The sequence below is a fragment of the Streptomyces sp. NPDC088197 genome (assembly GCF_044741185.1).
Classification (GTDB): domain Bacteria; phylum Actinomycetota; class Actinomycetes; order Streptomycetales; family Streptomycetaceae; genus Actinacidiphila.
In genome coordinates this window covers 85939-105261 of sequence record NZ_JBIUSD010000001.1, presented here as the reverse complement: position 1 = coordinate 105261, position 19323 = coordinate 85939, and the positions used below count along the sequence as shown (strand labels likewise).

Annotated in this window: 10 protein-coding genes, 1 tRNA gene and 1 pseudogene; 11 read left to right on the top strand and 1 reads right to left on the bottom strand. The window is 73.1% G+C overall.

Annotated features, from left to right (window positions below; translation table 11 throughout):
- The first annotated feature begins 261 nt into the window (after positions 1 to 261).
- From ACIOC1_RS00560 to ACIOC1_RS00535, 6 genes and pseudogenes are all read left to right on the top strand, one after another.
- Positions 262 to 1386, top strand: a complete 1125-nt coding sequence (locus ACIOC1_RS00560; protein ID WP_391159396.1) for a substrate-binding domain-containing protein — start codon at positions 262 to 264, stop codon at positions 1384 to 1386.
- Between the two features lie 333 nt (positions 1387 to 1719).
- The gene (locus ACIOC1_RS00555; RefSeq protein WP_355336180.1) at positions 1720 to 3330 is read left to right on the top strand and encodes an FAD-dependent oxidoreductase; all 1611 of its coding nucleotides are present in this window, start codon (positions 1720 to 1722) and stop codon (positions 3328 to 3330) included.
- 111 nt (positions 3331 to 3441) lie between these two features.
- On the top strand, positions 3442 to 5679 hold the full coding sequence (locus tag ACIOC1_RS00550; RefSeq protein WP_401850808.1) for a hydantoinase/oxoprolinase family protein: 2238 nt from the start codon (positions 3442 to 3444) through the stop codon (positions 5677 to 5679).
- Positions 5676 to 6290, top strand: a pseudogene (locus ACIOC1_RS00545) (hypothetical protein); the annotation flags it as partial. The gene ACIOC1_RS00550 and the pseudogene ACIOC1_RS00545, both read left to right, overlap by 4 nt.
- Before the next feature lie 133 nt (positions 6291 to 6423).
- The gene (locus ACIOC1_RS00540; protein ID WP_355336186.1) at positions 6424 to 7716 is read left to right on the top strand and encodes a transporter; all 1293 of its coding nucleotides are present in this window, start codon (positions 6424 to 6426) and stop codon (positions 7714 to 7716) included.
- 118 nt (positions 7717 to 7834) lie between these two features.
- Entirely contained in the window at positions 7835 to 8869 is a 1035-nt protein-coding gene (locus ACIOC1_RS00535) for a hypothetical protein (RefSeq protein ID WP_401850805.1), read from the top strand.
- An 87-nt stretch (positions 8870 to 8956) separates the two neighbouring features.
- Here ACIOC1_RS00535 and ACIOC1_RS00530 read toward each other — a convergent pair.
- Positions 8957 to 9032, bottom strand: a tRNA-Glu gene (locus ACIOC1_RS00530).
- 113 nt (positions 9033 to 9145) lie between these two features.
- On the opposite strand from ACIOC1_RS00530, the gene ACIOC1_RS00525 reads away from it, so the two are divergent.
- From ACIOC1_RS00525 to ACIOC1_RS00505, 5 genes are all read left to right on the top strand, one after another.
- The gene (locus ACIOC1_RS00525; RefSeq protein ID WP_355336196.1) at positions 9146 to 9496 is read left to right on the top strand and encodes a metallopeptidase family protein; all 351 of its coding nucleotides are present in this window, start codon (positions 9146 to 9148) and stop codon (positions 9494 to 9496) included.
- A gap of 209 nt (positions 9497 to 9705) precedes the next feature.
- Positions 9706 to 10260, top strand: a complete 555-nt coding sequence (locus tag ACIOC1_RS00520; RefSeq protein ID WP_355336197.1) for a hypothetical protein — start codon at positions 9706 to 9708, stop codon at positions 10258 to 10260.
- A gap of 230 nt (positions 10261 to 10490) precedes the next feature.
- On the top strand, positions 10491 to 12800 hold the full coding sequence (locus ACIOC1_RS00515; RefSeq protein ID WP_401850802.1) for a DEAD/DEAH box helicase: 2310 nt from the start codon (positions 10491 to 10493) through the stop codon (positions 12798 to 12800).
- A 136-nt stretch (positions 12801 to 12936) separates the two neighbouring features.
- Positions 12937 to 16029, top strand: coding sequence for an FG-GAP repeat domain-containing protein (locus tag ACIOC1_RS00510; protein ID WP_401850799.1), 3093 nt, complete (start codon positions 12937 to 12939; stop codon positions 16027 to 16029).
- Positions 16030 to 16151: 122 nt separating this feature from the next.
- Entirely contained in the window at positions 16152 to 19280 is a 3129-nt protein-coding gene (locus ACIOC1_RS00505; RefSeq protein WP_401850796.1) for an FG-GAP-like repeat-containing protein, read from the top strand.
- The last annotated feature ends 43 nt before the right edge of the window (positions 19281 to 19323 follow it).

The window sequence follows — 19323 nt, the reverse complement described above, 5'->3', positions numbered from 1 at the left end:
CGCGCGGATGTGTCCCGCCCGGCCGCTCCCTGAGCGGCCGGGCGGGACGGTGACGCCGACGGCCGCCGATGAGGTGCCGCGGCCCCAGCGGGACAAGGTTTCCCGCCACCCAAGACGGCGCTTCCGACGATAACCACAGGTCGGCGGGGCGCGCGGGCGTGGCCGGAAAATGCGGTCCATCCTCTTGACGTGACGCGTGGCAAGGTCCACAGTGCTCGTTAATGCGCATTACTAATGCGCATTAACGAAGGAGGAGCACAGGTGGACGAACCCAGGAAGCGATCCCGGCCGGGCCGGGCGCCCTCGCCGACCGGGCGTACGTCACGGCCGCGCCAGGCGGAGGTCGCGCGGCTCGCGGGCGTCTCGCAGGCCACTGTCTCGCTGGTGCTCGGCGGCAAGCGGGAGGGTGTCGCGATCTCGGAGGAGACCCGGCGCAAGGTGCTCGACGCCGCTCGCAGCCTCGGATACGTCCCCGACCCGGCCGCCCGCAGGCTGGCCGCCGCCCGCAACGACCTGCTGGGCGTCTTCAGCTTCACCGCGACCTTCCCCACCGACGTGCAGCACTCGTACTACCCGTTCCTGGTGGGCGTCGAGCAGGAGGCCGCCGCGCGCGGCTACGACCTGGTGCTCTTCACCGGCTCCAGTTCCGGCGGCGCGGGGGCCGCCGGACCCGAGGCGCTGAGCCGGGTCCGGCTGGCGGACGGCTGTCTCTTCCTCGGCCGTCACGCGCCCGCGCAGGAGCTGAGCCGCCTGGTCGGCGACGGCTTCCCCGTGGTCCACATCGGCCGCAGGGACGAGCTGGAGGGTCTGCCCTGGGTCGGCGCGGACTACGTCAACGCCACTCGTGAGGTCGTGGCCCGGCTCGCGGAGCTCGGCCACCGCCGGATCGTGCTCGTACGCGAGGACGACGAGGCGCCCGCGTCGACCGACCGTGAACACGGCTTCCTCAAGGGCCTGGAGGCGGCCGGGCTGCCCGGCGGCCCCGCGGCCGTCTTCCGCTCGGCGGCGCCCGAGCGCGAGCTGACGCCCGAGCGGCTGCGCGGCTGGCTCGCCGAGGGCGTCACCGCGTTCGTCGCCGAGGAGACCGACACCGGCAGCGCGTGGCGGGCCCTGCGCGGCGCCGCCCGCGCCGCCGGGATCGAGGCCCCGCGCGACGCCTCGCTCGCCCTGCTCGGCAGCCCGCCGCCCGACCTCGCGGGCGAGCCGGTGCCCACCGGATTCGACATCCCCCGGCCGGAGTTGGGCGCCGCGGCCGTCCGCATGCTGGCCGCCCTCGTGGCGGGCGAGGACATCGCGGCGGCCACCGAGCCGCTGGTGGCCTGCCCCTTCCGGCCGGGCGCCAGCGCGGGACCGCCTCCGGCGCGGCCCCGGGACCCACGCCCATGACCCCCCACCCGCCCTGCCCGCCGCCCGCGAGCCCACGCGCCGGGGGGCCGGTGCTCGGCGGCCCGCTCGCCGTGGGCCCTCGCCCCGGCGGCCCGGTGCTCGGCGGCCCGCTCGCCGTGGGCCCTCGCCCCGGGGGGCCGGGGCCTTTGGGGGCGGAGCCCTTAACGGGCGAGGGCCCCGCGGCCGGTCGGCGCCAGGGCACGTGGCCGTAGGGCGTCCTCGGCGAACCGGACGCCGGAGGGTCCGGGGTACCGGGCAGAGCCGTCATCCGACGCACCGCGCAATCTTTCGACAGCACCGCCGCAGGCGGTACGCACCACCTCAAGGAGACTCGTGAAACCCGGACCGGACATTCTCATCGTCGGCGGCGGCCTCGGCGGCGTGGCGGCGGCACTCGCCGCGTGCCGCGCCGGGCGCGGCGTCGTACTGACCGAGGAGACCGACTGGATCGGCGGCCAGCTCACCTCGCAGGCCGTCCCGCCGGACGAGCACCCGTGGGTGGAACAGTTCGGCACCACCGCCTCGTACCGCCACCTGCGGGAATCCATCAGGTCGTACTACCGCCAGTGGTACCCGATGCGCTCGGAGGCGCTGGCCCTCACCGAGCTGAACCCCGGCGCCGGACGGGTCAGCAAGCTCTGCCACGAGCCGCGCGTCGGCCTCGCCGTGCTGGAGTCGATGCTCGCGCCGCACCTCGCGTCCGGCCGCCTCACGCTGCTGACCGAGCACCGCCCGGTCGCGGCGGCGGCCGAGGACGACACCGTACGGTCCGTCACGGTGGAGAGCCTGCGCGACGGCAGCCGCCGCACCATCGCGGCGCGGTACGTGATCGACGCGACCGAGACCGGCGAACTGCTGGAGCTGGCCGGTGTCGAACACGCCGTCGGCGCCGAGTCGCGCGACGAATTCGGCGAGCCGCACGCCCCGGAGACCGCCGACCCGCTCAACCAGCAGGGCATCACGGTGTGCTTCGCGCTCTCGCACCACGAGGGCGAGGACCACACCATCGACAAGCCCGCCGACTACGAGTTCTGGCGGGACTACCGCCCCGACTTCTGGCCGGGCCCGCTGCTCGGCTTCCTCGCCCCCGACCCACGCACGCTCGAAGCGGTGCCGCGCACCTTCGTCCCCAACCCCGACCTCGACCCGCTCGACGTCAACGCCGACCAGTCGGAGGACGCGGGCGACAAGGAGCTGTGGGGCTTCCGCCGCATTCTGGCCCGCCGGTTGCACCGGCCCGGCGCCTTCGACTCCGACATCACGCTCGTCAACTGGCCGCTCAACGACTACTGGCTCAAGCCGCTGATCGGCGCGGGCCCCGAGACCTCGGCCCAGGCCGTGGCCGAGGCGCGGCAGCTGTCGCTGTCCGTCCTGTACTGGCTCCAGACCGAGGCGCCGCGCGCCGACGGCGGCAAGGGCTTCCCCGGCCTCAGGCTCCGCCCCGACATCACCGGCACCGCGGACGGCCTGGCCAAGGCGCCGTACGTCCGCGAGTCCCGCCGGATCAAGGCCGTCACCACCATCACCGAGCAGGACCTCGCGATCGACCTCGTCGGCCCGCACGGCGGCACCACGTACCGCGACTCGGTCGGCGTCGGCGGCTACCGCATCGACCTGCACCCGTCCACCGGAGGTGACAACTACATCGACATCGGCTCCGTGCCGTTCGAGATCCCGCTCGGCGCGCTCATCCCGCGCAGGGTCCGCAATCTGCTGCCCGCGGGCAAGAACATCGGCACCACCCACATCACCAACGGCTGCTACCGGCTGCACCCGGTGGAGTGGAACATCGGCGAGGTCGCCGGTGCCCTCGCCGCCCACTGCCTCGCCGAAGGCGTGGAACCGCACCGGGTCCAGGCCGAGGACAAGCGGTTCGACGCGTTCGCCGCCGTGCTCGACCGCGCCGGGATCCAGCGCCACTGGCCCGACGTGCGCGGCTACTGAGCGGGACCTGCCGCCCCCAAGGGAGAACGGCCGGACGGAAGCAGCTCCACCTGCCCCGCCCGGCCCACCGCCCGCGTATTCGCCAACACTGCACAAGGAGGTGCCCAGACCATGACCACCCACCGTATCCGCGTCGGCATCGACGTGGGCGGGACCTTCACCGACGCCGTGGCCGTAGACGCCGCGACCCTCGAACTCCGGGGGCAGGTGAAAGTGCCCACCAGCCACCACCACGAGGACGGCGTAGCCCACGGCATCGTCGAAGCGCTCGACCGCCTGCTGGAGCAGACCGGGAACGCCCCTGAGGACGTCGCCTTCCTGGCCCACGGTACGACCCAGGCTACCAACGCCCTCCTGGAGGGTGACGTCGCCACCGTCGGCCTGATCGGCATCGGTACGGGTCCGGGGGCCGCGTTCACCCGTCGGCTCGCGTCCTTCCGCAACCTCGAACTCACCCCCGGCAAGCGGCTCCCGCTGCACTACGCCCATGTCGCCGACCCCGACGACGCGGCCGATGTGCGCAGGGCCGTCGACGAGGTCGTACGGGAAGGCGCCGAAGTCCTCGTCGCCAGCCAGCCGTTCAGCGTCGACCGCCCCGAGGGCGAGGAGGCCGTGCTCGAAGCGGCCCGCGGCAAGGGCCTGCCGATGACGGCGGCCCACGGGATCACCTCGCTGTACGGGCTCCAGAAGCGGACCCGTACCGCCGTGGTCAACGCCGCGATCCTGCCGCGCATGCTCGCCACCGCCGACCTGGTCGACGCGGCCATCACCAAGGCGGGCGTCACGTCCCCGCTCATGGTGATGCGCTGCGACGGCGGCGTGATGTCGCTGGACGAGATGCGGCGCAGGCCGCTGCTGACCGTCCTGTCGGGACCCGCGGCCGGCGTCGCGGGCGCCCTGATGCAGGAGCGGATCAGCGAGGGCCTGTTCCTGGAGACCGGCGGCACCTCGACCGACATCAGCGTCGTACGGCGCGGCAAGGTCGCCGTCCGGCACGCCACGATCCTCGGCAAGACGTCCTATCTGTCCGCGCTCGACGTGCGGACGGTCGGCGTCGGCGGCGGGTCCATGGTCAGGATCAGCGGCGGGACGGGCGGCACGGGCGGGACGGGCAGGACCGGCGGTACGGGCGGGACGGGCGGGACCGGCGGCTCTGGCGGCTCCGGCGGGACCGGCGGCTCCGGCGGCTCCGGCCGGAAGGTCACCGCGGTCGGACCGCGCAGCGCCCACATCGCGGGCCTGCCGTACGCCTGCTTCGCCGACCCCGACGACCTGCGCGACGCCGCGCTCGCCACGGTCAGCCCGCTCGCCGACGACCCCGCCGACTACGCGGTCCTCGACGCCGCGGGCGGCCGGTTCGCGATCACCATGACCTGCGCGGCCAACGCGCTCGGCCGGGTCCCCGAGGGCGACTTCGCCCGCTCGGACCAGGAAACGGCCAAGGCCGCGCTGGCGCCGCTGGCCGCCGCGCTCGGCGTGGACGTCGCCACCGCCGCGACCCAGGTGCTCGACGCCGGTACGGCCCAGGTGAAGGCCGTGGTCGACACCCTGATCTCCGAGTACCGCCTGGACAAGGACAACGCCGTCCTGGTCGGCGGGGGCGGCGGCGCCGCGTCCGTGACACCGCACCTGGCCGTCGTCTGCGAACGCGACGGCAGGATCGCCGCCCACAGCGAGGTCATCAGCCCCATCGGCGTCGCCCTCGCGCTGGTCCGCGAGCAGATCGAGCGGATCATCCCGGGCGCCGGACAGGAACAGATCCTGGCCGTACGGGCCGAGGCGGAACGCGCGGTCGTCGCCCAGGGCGCCGCCGCCGACGGCGTCGAGGTCGAGGTCACCGTCGACCCGCAGACCAGCACCGTACGCGCGGTCGCCACCGGCGCCACCGAACTGCGTACCCAGGACCGGGCCCACCGCGCCGACGACGGGGAACGGCTGCGCGCCGCCGCCGTTAGCCTCAAGGCCGACCCCGCCGAGGTGCGGGTGCTCGCGGGCACGCCCTCGCACACCGTGTACGGCACGGAGCTGCGCCGCCGGTACCGCGCCACCCGCCACCCCGTGCGGGTCGTGGACGCCGACGGAGTCGTCCGGCTGCACTCGCCCGACGCCCGCGTCGAGACCACCACGGCGGGCGCCGCGCCCCAAGTCCTCGCCACGCTCGTGGACGAGGTCACCTCGTACGGCGACGGCGGGGTCCGCGCGCCCGCGCTGCGGCTGCTCATCGGGTCCCGGATCTCCGACCTGTCGGGCGTCGTGGAACCGCAGTCGCTGCTCGCGCTCGCCCGCAGCGAACTGAGCAGCCGCGCCGCCGACGAGCCGGTGGTGGCCGTTGTGGAGGCACGGACATGACGGCATCCGTCCTGACCCGTACGCCCGACCTGGCCGCGCTGCGCCGCCTCGCCGACCTGGACGACGTCGAGTTCGGCGTGCGGCTGCTCGCGGGCACCCCGACCCACGAGGGCCGCGACCCCGCGCTGCTGCGTCAATGGGCCCGCGCGGCGGCCGAGTTCGGTGCCGCGCTCGCACCCGTCGCCTGCGCGGCGGACGTCGTGGAGAGCGACGGCGGCCTGGAAATGGGCCTGTTGGCGCGCTACACCTCGCGGCCCGACGCCATCGAGCTGTTCACCGACACGATCGCGGCGGCCGACGGCCTCGCGGAGCGGCTCGGCTGGCGCGACTGGTACCCGGCCGGTTCCGTCCGCGCCGCGGCCGTCGCCCACGAGGCCGCGCACGCGCGGCTCCACCACGGGCCGGCCAAGGCCGAGTTGAGGCGCACGCTCGGCCATGTCGTGCTGCGGCTCGGCAGCCGCCGCTGGTACGGGCACGTCGCCGGCGCCGACGAGATCGCGGCGCACGCGTACGCCCGTACGGTCTGCGGTCTCGGCCGCAGTCCGCTGCTGCTGACGGCGGCGCTCGCCGAGTGGGTGACCGCGTCGCCGGGGACTGCGCCGGAGTCGCGTACCTCGCGGGCAGGCGCCCCTGTGGCGACCGCCGGGCAGGCACGTACCTCGCCGACACGCGCCCCTGTGGCGACCACCCCGCAAACACGGACCCCGCGGAGACGCACACCGCACGGAAGAGAGAAGTGACGCCATGGGTGTCGTCATTCTGCTGATCATGGCGGCGGGTGTCGCCGCGATGCTCACCCGCAAGCTCCCCACGGCCTTCGCGCTCATCCTGCTGGCCGTCGCCATCGCCCTGGTCTCCGGGGCGCCGCTGACCGGCAAGAACAGCGTGCTGGACACGGTGCTCCAGGAGGGCGCCCCGGCGCTGGCCGCCACCATGATCGCGATCCTGCTCGGGTCGTGGCTCGGCAAGCTGCTGGACGAGACGGGCATCGCGGGCACCCTCGTCCGCAAGATCGTCGAATTCGGCGGCGACCGGCCCGTGGTGGTCGCGCTCGGCGTGCTGGCCGTCTCCACGCTGGTCGGCACGGTCACCGGCTCGGCGCCCGCCGCGATGCTCGCGGGCATCATCGGCATCCCCGCGATGATCGCCGTCGGCATCCCCAAGGCCACCGCCGCGGGCACGATCCTGATGGGCATCGCCGCCGGCATGCCGTTCGAACTGCCCGTCTGGCAGTTCTTCTCCACGGCGCTCGAACTGCCCGTGCACACCGTGCGCGGCTTCATGATCAAGCTGTTCCCGTTCGCGCTGGTCGCCGCGGTCCTCTTCGTCCTGATCGAGAACCGCCGCAAGGGCGTCGAGCACTCCTGGTCCCTCAAGTCGGTGGCCGAGCGACCCGGGCCGAACTCCGGCACGCGCCGCAAGCAGCTCGGCGACGCGCCCTGGTACGCGCTGTTCACCCCCGCCGTGCCGCTGATCCTCGCGCTCGGCTTCGACATCGCGATCATCCCGTCGCTGCTGGCGGGCGTGCTCTACGCCCTGGTCACCACCACCCGGCCGCGCGAGATGAACAAGCGGCTGCTGCGTACGCTCTACGCCGGATTCGAGGTCGCGGCGCCGCCGATCACGCTCTTCATCTCCATCGGCATCCTGCTGGCGGCGGTGAAACTGCCCGGCGCGGTCGACGCGCTCGAACCGCTCGTGAAGGCCGTCAGCCCGCAGAACGCCGTGCTGTTCGTCCTGGTCTTCACCGTGCTCGTGCCGCTGTGCCTCTACCGCGGGCCGCTGAACGTGTTCGGTCTCGGCGCGGGCATCGCCGGGGTCCTGATCGCCGCGGGCGTGTACCCGGCGATCGCCGTCCTCGGCCTGACCACCTCGTACAACCAGGTCTTCGGCGTCGCCGACCCGACCAGTACGCAGACGGTCTGGGCCGCTCAGTACGCGGGCGTCACCCCGCAGACGGTGATGGTCCGCACGCTGCCGTACGTCTGGTGCGTCGCGCTCGGCGGCTTCTGCGTCACGGCCGTGCAGTACCTCTGAGCGGCTCGTCCGCGTTCCTTCGTACGTCCCGTACTTCCCTCCCGCTTCCCGCACTTCCCGCTTCCCGCACTTCCCGTACTTCTGCCCTTTCCGACATCCCTCCGGGACGGAGTTCCCCATGTCAGAGCAGCAGAACCCGCAGAGTCCGCAGAACCCGCAGAGCCCGAGCCGTCGCGTCATCCTGCGCGGGGCCGTCGCCACCTCCGCCGCCCTCGCCGTGGGCACGACGGCGGGCACGGCGACGGCCTCGGCCGCCACCCCCGGCGGATTCCCCGACTACCGTTACGTCAAGACCCTTCTGACGCCGTCTCAGCTCGCGTACAACCCGACCGGCGAGATCATCTTCCCGTGCATACGCGGCACGGTCGGCCGCCTCACCGCGCCGCTCGGCCGCTACTACCTCTACTACGCGCCGCACGACGCCCCCGGCGGCGTCTGCCTCGCCTACGGCGACCACATCGAGGGCCCGTTCACGGAGTACGCGGGCAACCCGGTCGTCTCCCGCACGTGGTCGCCCCACTACTCGGTCAGCCATGTCTCGTCGCCGCACGTCATATGGGTCGAGGGCGCCAAGGAGATGTGGCTCTACTTCCACGGCGAGAACACCACGACCCGGCTCGCCCGGTCCAAGGACGGCATCCACTTCACGTACGACAAGGTGGTCCTGTCGACCTCGATGCTGCCGTCCGGCACCACCGAGACCTCCTACGCCCGGGTCTTCGCCCACGAACTCCCCGCGAAGAACGCCCACTTCGTCATGCTGTTCATGCTGAACAACACCACCAACCACCGTGACATCGGCTGGGGCTGGTCGGCGGACGCCCGCAACTGGACCTTCTCCCAGACGCCCCTCATCCGCCACACCGACGTCGGCGCGGGCGACGTCGGCGGCCCCCACCTGCTCACCCGCGACGGCAGCGCGTACGTCACCTACAACAAGGACAAGGCGCACGGCGGCGACCTGATGATCACCGAGGTCGGCAACGACTTCAGCCTCCGCAAGCACCTCGGCGTCTTCTTCAACTCCTCCGACGGAGCCCCCGACAACGGCCGCAGCGCCGCCCCCAGCTTCGGCACCGAGAACGGCGTCCCCTACATGGTCTACGAGTCCGGCGAACGCCTGGCCGGCAAAATCGCCGTAGCCCGCGGCTGACCCCCGCCCCTCACCCGCCCCCACCCCGAACCAAGCCCGGCCCCGACGCACATCGCGCCGGGGCCGGACTCGTCGGACCGAGATCTGTGGTGCCCCCAACGGGATTCGAACCCGTGCTACCGCCTTGAAAGGGCGGCGTCCTGGGCCACTAGACGATGAGGGCTGGATGGCCGACCGTGGGCGCCGAGGCGCACGTCGGGGACGGGTGCAGCATATGGGATGGGCCGGGGGTTCGCCAAAACGCTTTTCGCGGCGGGGTGGCGGACAATGGGCAGCGTGCTGGAGATGACGCGTGAGGAGTTCGAGGAGCTGGTCGGGGAGGCGCTCGACCGGATTCCCGGCGAGCTGACCCGGCTGATGGACAACGTGGCGGTCTTCGTGGAGGACGAGCCCGCGCCGGGGGAGCCGGACCTGCTCGGGCTGTACGAGGGGACGCCGCTGACCGAGCGCGGCGAGTGGTACGCCGGGGTGCTGCCGGACCGGATCACCGTCTACCGGGGCCCGACGCTGCGGATGTGCGCCACGCGCGAGGAGGTCGTCGCCGAGACGGAGGTGACCGTCGTGCACGAGATCGCCCACCACTTCGGCATCGACGACGAGCGGCTGCACGCCCTGGGGTACGGGTGACGGTTTCGGGGGCCCTTTCGCGCTGACGGCCGCGGGCGGCGGCCCGGCTGCGCGCCACGGGTGACGCCAGGGACGCGGGGCGTGTCCTGGCGGGAGGCGCGGCGTTGGACACGGCGATCCGACCGCCGACCGGTGCGTACGGACGTGCGGCGGTACGACGACCGTACGACCGTACGCGTCCGCCTGTACCGAGCCCGAGGTGCGTACACGTGCTCCCTGCCCCAGACCGCCCCCGCGACCCCCGCCGCGACCGGGCCCGAGCCGTCCGTACGGGGCTGCGGTCCGCCGTCCTCGTCACGCTGGTGGCCGCCGGGGTCGCGGCGTGCGTGAGCGCGGGGAGCGAGTCCGACCCCAAGGCGCCGAAGCACGCGCCCGGCGTGAGCGCGGGGACCGTCGCGGACGGTTCGCGGGTCCCGCAGGGCGCGGGCGACCCGCACCGCGGCGGCGGCCCGATGTCCCCGTCCCCGTCCGTCACCGGTACGGCCTCGCCCGGCGACACGCGGGCCCCCGCGACGGCCCGGGCGGGCGGCGCGGGCGGCGGCCCGGCAGGACCCGGCGGCGTACCGACCGCCTCCGACGGCACCTCGGCGCCGCAGCCGACCGCCCAGCCCTCGCCGACGGCCTCCCAGCCGACCGGCCAGCCGACGACGGACGCGCCGACCGCGCCGCCGACCACCGACCCGCCGACCGCCAGCCCCAGCTCCGACCCCAGCGGGTCGCCCGACCCGAGCGCCGAACGGCGCGGGGACCGCCGCGACCGCTGACCGCATCGTGGCGGTATCGCCGCTGGTCAGCGCCCGGTCCGAAAGGCGATTGGCAAAGGCGCCGACAGATGCGTATGCTGGTAGATCGTTTGATCCCACTGCCTGGCGCCTGATCCGATGTGCGCCGCGTGGCGCGTTCCTTTTCTCCTGTGGCTGACCGCATCGAGGCGGTTGTAAGCAACCTACGGAGCTGGCGCGTGCCGTAAGTCTCCGAGAGGTTTAGCTTCAGCATGTCCATTGACAGTGCCGACCGTTCCGTCATGCCCGAGAACGACGAGATCCTCGCCGTAGCGGACGTGGTGGACATCACCACCGCCGACACCGCAGAGAACACCGACATCACCGGCGCCGACGACGCGACCGACGTCCTCGACACCGGCATCACCACCGACATCACCGACGTCATCGACGCGGACACCGAGGCCGACGCCGAGGACGACACCGACGCCGACACCGACGCCGAGCCCACCGTGACCTTCGCCGACCTCGGCCTCGCCGACGGCATCGTCCGCAAGCTCGCGCAGAACGGCGTCACCACCCCCTTCCCGATCCAGGCCGCGACCATCCCGGACGCGCTGGCGGGCCGGGACATCCTGGGCCGCGGCCGTACCGGCTCCGGCAAGACGCTCTCCTTCGGCCTGCCGCTGCTGACCCTGCTGTCCGGCGGCCACACCGAGCGCAAGCGCCCGCGCGGCGTCATCCTCACCCCGACCCGCGAGCTGGCCATGCAGGTGGCCGACGCGCTCCAGCCGTACGGCGACGTCCTCGGCCTGAAGATGAAGGTCGTCTGCGGCGGCACGTCCATGCAGAACCAGATCTACGCGCTGGACCGCGGCGTCGACGTCCTCGTCGCCACCCCCGGCCGGCTGCGCGACCTGATCAACCGCGGCTCCGCCGTGCTCGACCAGGTGCAGATCGCGGTCCTCGACGAGGCCGACCAGATGGCCGACATGGGCTTCCTGCCCGAGGTCACCGAGATCCTCGACCTCATCCCGGCGGGCGGCCAGCGCCTGCTGTTCTCCGCGACGCTGGAGAACGAGATCGACAGCCTCGTCCGCCGCTACCTGGTCGACCCGGTCACCCACGAGGTGGACGCCGCCCAGGGCGCCGTCACCACCATGAGCCACCACGTGCTCGTCGTGAAGCCGAAGGACAAGGCGCCGGTCACCGCCGCCATCGCCGCCCGCAAGGGCCGCACGATCATCTTCGTCCGCACCCAGATGGGCGCCGACCGCGTCGCCGAGCAGCTCATCGAGGCCGGTGTCCGCGCCGACGCGCTGCACGGCGGCATGACCCAGGGCGCCCGTACCCGCACCCTTGAGGACTTCAAGGCCGGTCAGGTCAACGTCCTGGTCGCCACCGACGTCGCCGCCCGCGGCATCCACGTCGACGGCATCGGCCTGGTGCTCAACGTCGACCCGGCCGCCGACCACAAGGACTACCTGCACCGCTCGGGCCGTACCGCCCGCGCGGGCGAGTCCGGCACGGTCGTCTCGCTCGCCCTGCCGCACCAGCGCAAGCAGATCTTCCGGCTGATGGAGGACGCGGGCGTCGACGCCTCGCGCCACATCATCGGCGGCGCGGGCGTCTTCGACGAGGACGTCGCCAAGATCACCGGCGCGCGCTCGCTGACCGACGTCCAGGCCGACGCCGTACAGAACGCCGCTCTCCAGGCGGAGCGCGAAGTCGCCGACGTCACGCGTCAGTTGGAGCGGCTCCAGCGCCGCGCGACCGAACTGCGCGAGGAGGCCGACCGCCTCACCGCCCGTTCGGCCCGTGAGCGCGGCGAGGACCCGGAGGAGGCGGTGGCCGCCAAGGCCGCCGAACTCGCCGCCGAGGCCGCCGCGTTGGCCGCCGCCGCCCCGGCCCCCGTGCCGGAGCAGCGCGAGGACCGCCGCGACGACCGCGGCAACTTCGACCGCCGCAACGACCGTTCGTCCTACGGCAACCGCGACTCCCGTCCCTCGTACGGCAACCGTGACGACCGTCGCGACAGCCGCCCGTCGTACGGCAACCGTGACGACCGTCCCTCGTACGGCAACCGTGACGAGCGCCGTGACAGCCGCCCGTCGTACGGCAACCGTGACGGCAACCGCGACTCCCGTCCGTCGTACGGCAACCGTGACGGCAACCGTGACGACCGCCGTGACAGCCGTCCGTCGTACGGCAACCGTGACGACCGCCGCGGCGACGACCGTCGTGACTCCCGCCCCTCGTACGGCGAGCGCAGCGGCCGTCCGTCCACCCCGTACACCAGCCGCGACAGCCGCGACTCGCGCCCCTCGTACGGCAACCGTGACGACCGCCGTCCCGCGTACAACAGCCGCGACGACCGCGACCGCCCCTTCAACCGCGACCGCCGCGACAGCAGCCGTCCGTCCACGTCGTCCTCGTACGACCGCCGCGACAGCCGCCCCTCCTACGGCGACCGCGACTCGCGTCCCTCGTACGGCAACCGTGACGACCGCCGCGCCCCCGGCGCCGCCCCGGCCGCCGGCTCCTCCTACGACCGCAAGCCCCGCTGGAAGCGCAACGGCTGACCGCTGACCGCTCAGCCGCAGAACGGGCCCGCCCGGTGTGATCACTTCACGCCGGGCGGGCCCGTCCGCGTAGCCGGTTGCTAAGCTCTGCCGACTCTGCCGGGAGGCGGAGCGTATGCCCTGGGGAGGGAACCGGATGTCACGCCGTCTGGGATGGCCGCGGCGCGGGGTGCTCGCGGTGGTCGCCGCCGTCCTGACCGCCGGTCTCGGACTCGGACCGCTGCCGGGCACCGCGGCGGCCGACACGGCGCAGAACCCGGCCATCGCGCCGATCGGCACCACGGGTCCCGCCGGAGGACCGGTGACCGGCGTCGGCGCCACCGGGTACGTCCAACGCACCGACCACAGCGCTGTGTCGTTCAGCTACACCTGGCACTCCTTCGACGGCGTCGTGACCCGCGACCTCGGCGTGCTGCGCAACGCCCCCCGGCCGCTGCCTGGCCCCGACGGCACCGAAGTGCTGGGCGTGCTGCCCGCGCTGGACCACCTCGTGCGGATCTACGACCTGGCCTCGGGGAAGTGGACGCAGTACCCGGTCCCGCCCGCGTACTCGCCGCTCGCCTTCTTCCCCAACGGCACCGGATGGACGATCCTCAGCCGGACACTCGCCACGGATTCGGGCGGCCACGTCACCTCGCAAGTCCTCCATCTGCTCGCCCCGGCCGCCGACGGCCAACTCTCCGAACGCCCGGTGGCCGGCTGGCCCACGACGGGCGTCACCGGGCTGGACGGCTGGCGCAACAACCAGTCGCGCCTGGCGGTGGGTTACTCCCTCGGAGACGACCACCGGCTCGGCCTGATCGACTTCGCCACCGGCACCTTGGTGTCCTCGCAACCGCTGCCCGAGGCCGCTTCCATTTCCCGGCTGCCGCTGATCAACGACGTGTCCTTCGGCTGGTACGCCCACGGCACGGCCGAACTGCGGCCGATCGCGGACCCGCAGGCCGCACCGCGGCGCCTTGCGGTGCCCGGCGGCGACACGACCGAATTCGTCACCAAGCTCACCGGCGACGCCCTGCTCGCCGTGCACGTGGATGCCACCATCCAGGACAGCAGGCGGGACCCGCTGTACTCCGTGCCGCTCGACGGCGGACCCGCGCGCGTACTGCTCGACGACGCGGGCCAGCCCGGTGTGGCCTCGGACGGCGGCTCCTATGCCGAGGGGAGCGACGGTTCCGGCGGCTGGGCCACCTACCGGATACCTGCGGTCGACGGTCCCCTCACCGTCCTGGGCCGGTTCACGACGTACACCCCCGAGCGGATCGGCCTCTCGCTCGCCCGCGGCCGGCTCACCTTCGTCCAGACCGCGCCCGGCACGTCCGTCACCTCGCGCACGTACACCGCCGACGTGGGCGACAATCTGACTCCCGGTCTGTTCAGCGAGCCGCAGCCGCTCGATTCGGGCACGCCGATGGACGACGCCATCCCGCGCTGCGGCGGTCAGGCCCGCTGCGTGCCGCTCGCTGACGGCGGGGGCACGACCGGCACCGGTGCTATCGAAGTGGACTACACCACGGGGCACGACTACGTGAAGGCGGTGGACGCCCCGTCGGGAGTCCTTCTCGACTCCAGCGGCGGCCGGATCGTCGCGGCCGGCAACCAGTACGTGCTGTACGAGAGCGGCTCCAACGGCAAGCAGTACGTCGTGAATCTCGCGGAGGGCCAGGTCACCTCCTCGGGCCCGATCACCACCGCCACGCTGTGGGGGGACACGATGTGGTCGGCCACGGCGACGGCGGGGCGGTTCACCACGACCGACCTCCTCACCGGCGGCGTGACCGGAACGGTGACGACGGACGTGCCGTGCGTACCGCGGGAGATCCAGGTACTGGGCCGCTGGCTCTACTGGTCCTGCGGCACGAACGGCCCCGCGGGTGTCCACGACCTCGACACGAAGAAGTCCGTCCGCGTACCAGCGGGCAACGCCCTGCTCGGCGACGGTTACGTCCTGCGGCACACCGACGGCCGGCTCACCCTGACCGACGTCCGCGGCGGCACCGCCGTCGACCGCACGATCGCGGACCTCCCCGCGAACGCCTACCCGGACGACCGCGGCGTCGTCTGGACGCTCGACAAATTCCGCGGCTTCCTCGCCTACACGGACGCCGACGGCACGACCCACGTCGTCCCGTCCGGTCTGCCGAGGACCGCGACCACGGTGCTGACGACCAGGAACGAGCCGCTCATGGAGGTGTACTACGCCCCGTGGACACCGCGGTGGGACCTCACGGGGCCGGTCACCCACTGGACGGTGGAGCTGAGGAAGAAGGGGGTGTCCGCGGTCGTCCGTACGTTCCGCGGCACCGCCCGGGACACCGTCTCCCTGACCTGGGACGGTGCCAGGGACAGCGGCGCCGTGCCCGTGACCGGCGACTACATCTGGACACTGAGCCTGTGGACCCGGGACGCGCTCGTGCCGGTCACCACGAGCACCGGCACCGTGGCCGTCCACGGCGGGAGCGCCGAGCCGCGGGACTACACGCGCGACGGCGTCGGCGACCTGCTCGCGGTGACCTCGGCCGGCCGGCTCGACATCAGGACGGGTACGGGCACCGGTTCCGTCAGCGGGGGTTCCGGCCCGCAGGGGGCGGGCTGGCCGATGTCGTCCACGCTCGTCGCGGTCAACGACCTGACCGGCAACCGGTGCAACGACCTGCTGGTGCGCAACTCCGCCGGTCAGCTCACGCGTTACGACGGCAAGTGCGGCGCGGCGCTCACACCCGCGCTGTCGCGCAGGGTGATCGGGTCGGGCTGGAACACGTACAACTTCCTTGTCTCGCCCGGCGATCTGACCGGCGACGGCCGCCCCGACCTGCTCGGGCGGGACGCCGCGGGCGTCCTGTGGCGGTACGACGGCACGGCCGCCGGCGTGTTTACGGCGCGGGTGAAGATCGGGTCCGGCTGGAACACGTACAACCTGCTGGTCGGCGCCCAGGATGTGACCGGTGACGGCCTCGCCGATCTGCTCGCCCGTGACGCGGCGGGTGTGCTGTGGCGCTACGACGCCACGGGCGCGGGCACGTTCAAGCCGCGCGTCAAAATCGGCTCCGGCTGGAACGTCTACAACGCCCTCGTCGGCGTCGGCGACATCACCGGAGACGGCCGCGCCGACCTCGTCGCCCGTGACGCGGCGGGCGTGTTGTGGCGCTACTCCGGTACGGGCACCGGGCAGTTCGGCGCGCGGGTGAAGATCGGCACGGGGTGGCAGACGTACAAGTCCCTGTTCTGAGACCCGGCCCGCGGCGCGGAGCCGCGCTTCTTCGCCCGGAGTACGGGCTTCTTCGCCCGTGCTCCGGGCTTCATCAGGCGTCCGCTGCGGACGCCTTCCTCAGGGATCAGCAGGAGGAACGGGTGGCCAAGCGCACCCTTGTCCGCGGCGGCGTCGCCGTCGCGATATCGCTCGCCCTCGCGGTGGGCGCGGCACCGTTCACGGGCGTGGGGCCGGCCGCCGCGGCGGAACCGGCGCCGTACGACGTGGTCGTGCCGCCGGTGAACAAGCCCGTGCTCGCCGAGGAATGGGTCGTCTCGTCCGGCGCCACCGGCTACCTGAGGGTGTTCGGCGGCGTCGACCAGTGGGTGCCGTACGGGACCGGGGCGCCGCGGACGCTCGGCAGCGGGGGCACGAATCTCGTGCTCCTGCCCGGCGGCGCGGAACGGTACGCCAGCACGAACCTCCGTAAGGGCGTGCGGCTGCTCGACCCGGCGGCCGGCACCGCCGTCGACTTCGCGCTGCCGCCCGGCCACACCTACCGCAGCGCGATCGGCACGCCCGACGGGTGGGCCGTGATCACGACGACGGACGACACCGACGGCACCACCGTCACCGGCCAGACCGTCCACCTGCTGACCGTTGCCGGGGACGCGACCGCCTTCACCGAGCGCCCGCTGACCGGGCTGCCCACGGGCGCCACGTACACCGCCACGCTGCTGCGCGGCGAGCGCGCGACGCGCGTCGTGGTCGCCACCACGGTCGCGGGCCAGATGAGCCTCAGCGTCCTGGACCTCACGACCGGCGCCGTCGTCCGCACGATGGAGCCACCCGCGGGCGTCCCCAAATTCAGCAACACGCGTTCCTTCGGCTGGTACAGCGCCGGTGTTCTGACGTACTACTCCCTGGACGACCCGCAGGCCGCGCCCCGTACGGTCGCCCTGCCGCCCGAGGCGCACGCCGACACCACCACGTACGCCGTCACCCTGTCCGACACCGCGCTGCTCGCCGTCCGCAAGGGCTCGGTCTGGAACGACGGCCGGGCCGACCCGCTGTACTCGGTGCCGCTGGACGGCGGCCCGGTCACCCAGCCGCTGCCGGACGCCGCGGCCCCGACCGCGTCGCAGGACGGCGGCACGGTCGTGAGCGGCGGCGCCGACTCGGACCACTGGAACTCCTACCGTTTCGCGCCGTCCGGGGCTGCCCCCGTCACGCTGTTCCACCACGAGGTCGAGAAGCCGGTACGGTACGGGCTCGCGCTGGCCCGAGGCCGTCTGAGCTTCATGGAGGGCATGCCGGACTGGACGGGTGCCGTCCCCGGAGCGCGTTTCTACGCACAGGACGAGGGGACGGGAGCGGTCCCGCAGCCCGTCACCGGGCCCCCGCACACCGTCGTGGAACCGAGCCCGGTCTCCACCTGCGGCGCGCCGGGCCACTGCGCGGTCAGCCTGGTCGCGGGCAGCGAAGGGCAGGGCACCGCCTACATCCGCGACGGTGCCGACGGTGTCGGCGGTGTCGGCGGTGACGTGGTCGACGTCATGAGCGGCGGCGGGTTCTACGGCGTCCAGGTCGCCGCGACCGGCGGCCGGATCGTGGACGCGTCGGAGAGATTCACGCTCTACAACGGTGGCTCCAACGGCCGTCAGTACGTCATCTCGCCCGGATACCGGAAGGTGGTCATCTCCCGGCCGACCGTCCCGGCGGCGCTGTGGGGCGACATCCTGTGGAGTGCGACCGCCGCCAAGGGGCAGCTCACCTCGACGGATCTGCGGAGCAACGACTCGACGGGGCCGGCCGCGCCGTCCTCGCTCACCACCGACGCGCCCTGCGCGATCAAGGAAGTGCAGGCGCTGGGACGCCTGTTGTACTGGTCCTGCGGCGCGAACGGTCCGGCCGGTGTGTACGACCGTACGGCGAAGAAGTCCGTCGCCGTACCCGCGGGACCCGCCCTGCTCGGCGACGGCTTCGTCGTACGCCACTCCGGTGACCAACTCACGCTCACCGACGTGCGGTCGGGCACGTCGGGCGCGGGGAAGACGCGTGTCGTGGCCGAGCTGCCCGCCGACCCGAAGGCGCCCGGCGGTGACCGCGGACTCTCGTGGACGGTGGACAAGTACCGCAGCGGGATCGCGTATACGGCCCCCGACGCGTCAATTCACCTGATTTCCGCGGGGATCGCCCCGTCGGCGCTCAACGCCCTCTGGTCGCAGGTCGATCTGCCGGTCAGGCCGCGGCAGGCGAACAGCCGATGGCAGGGCTGGTGGGTGCTCAGCGGTGCCACCTCCGGGTGGAAGATCGACTTCCGCAACGCGGCGACCGGCGCGCTCTTCGCGACCGTCACCGGCGGGGCGGCCCGCGCGGAGGTCTTCGCGAACTGGGACGGCAAGGACGCCAAGGGCGCGTACGCCCCGGACGGCACCTACCGCTGGACGCTGACCGCCACCCCGGCCAACGGCCTGAGCCCCGGCACCACGGCCTCCGGCATGGTCGGGGTCGCCCGTTCCAGCCCCAACCACCACGCCCTCACCTCCGGAGCCGACGGCGGAGTCGTCGGCCTCACCCCGGGCGGCGTTCTGCGGCTGTACGTGGGCAACGGTTCCGGCGGCCTGTTGCCGCCCCGGACCGCCGACCACGGCTGGCCGACCACCGCCACGTATCTCGCCTTCGACGACCTGGACGACAACGGCTGCGGCAATCTGCTGGTGCGCACCAGCGACGGCCAACTGCGTTCCTACCCCGGTGGTTGCGAGGGCTCCTTCCTGCGGTCCCAGCCGTCCAAGCTGATCGGATCCGGCTGGAACATCTACAACTCCCTTCTCTCGCCCGGTGATCTGACCGGCGACGGCCGCTCCGACCTGCTCGCGCGTACGCCCGGCGGCGATCTCTACCTCTACGCGGACAACGGCGCGGGCTCCTTCAGGACCCGGGTCAAGATCGGGCACGGATTCGGGATCTTCTCGGCGATCGTCGGGACGGGCGACCTGACGGGCGACGGCGTCGGCGACATCGTCGCGCGGGACACGTCCGGCGTGCTGTGGCGGTACGACGGCGACGGCACGGGCGGTCTGATGGCGCGGGTGCGGATCGGCTCGGGCTGGAACACGTACAACGTGCTCGTCGGCCCCGGTGACCTGAACCGGGACGGTCGCGCGGATCTGCTGGCGCGGGACGCGGCGGGCGGCCTGTGGCGGTACGCGGCGACGGCGAACGGGCAGTTCGGCGCGCGGGTGCGGGTCGGGACGGGGTGGAACGGGTACGGGCGGCTCTTCTGAGGGCGTGTGCATGTCATGCCCTGGGTGCGGGAAGCCTGGGGCA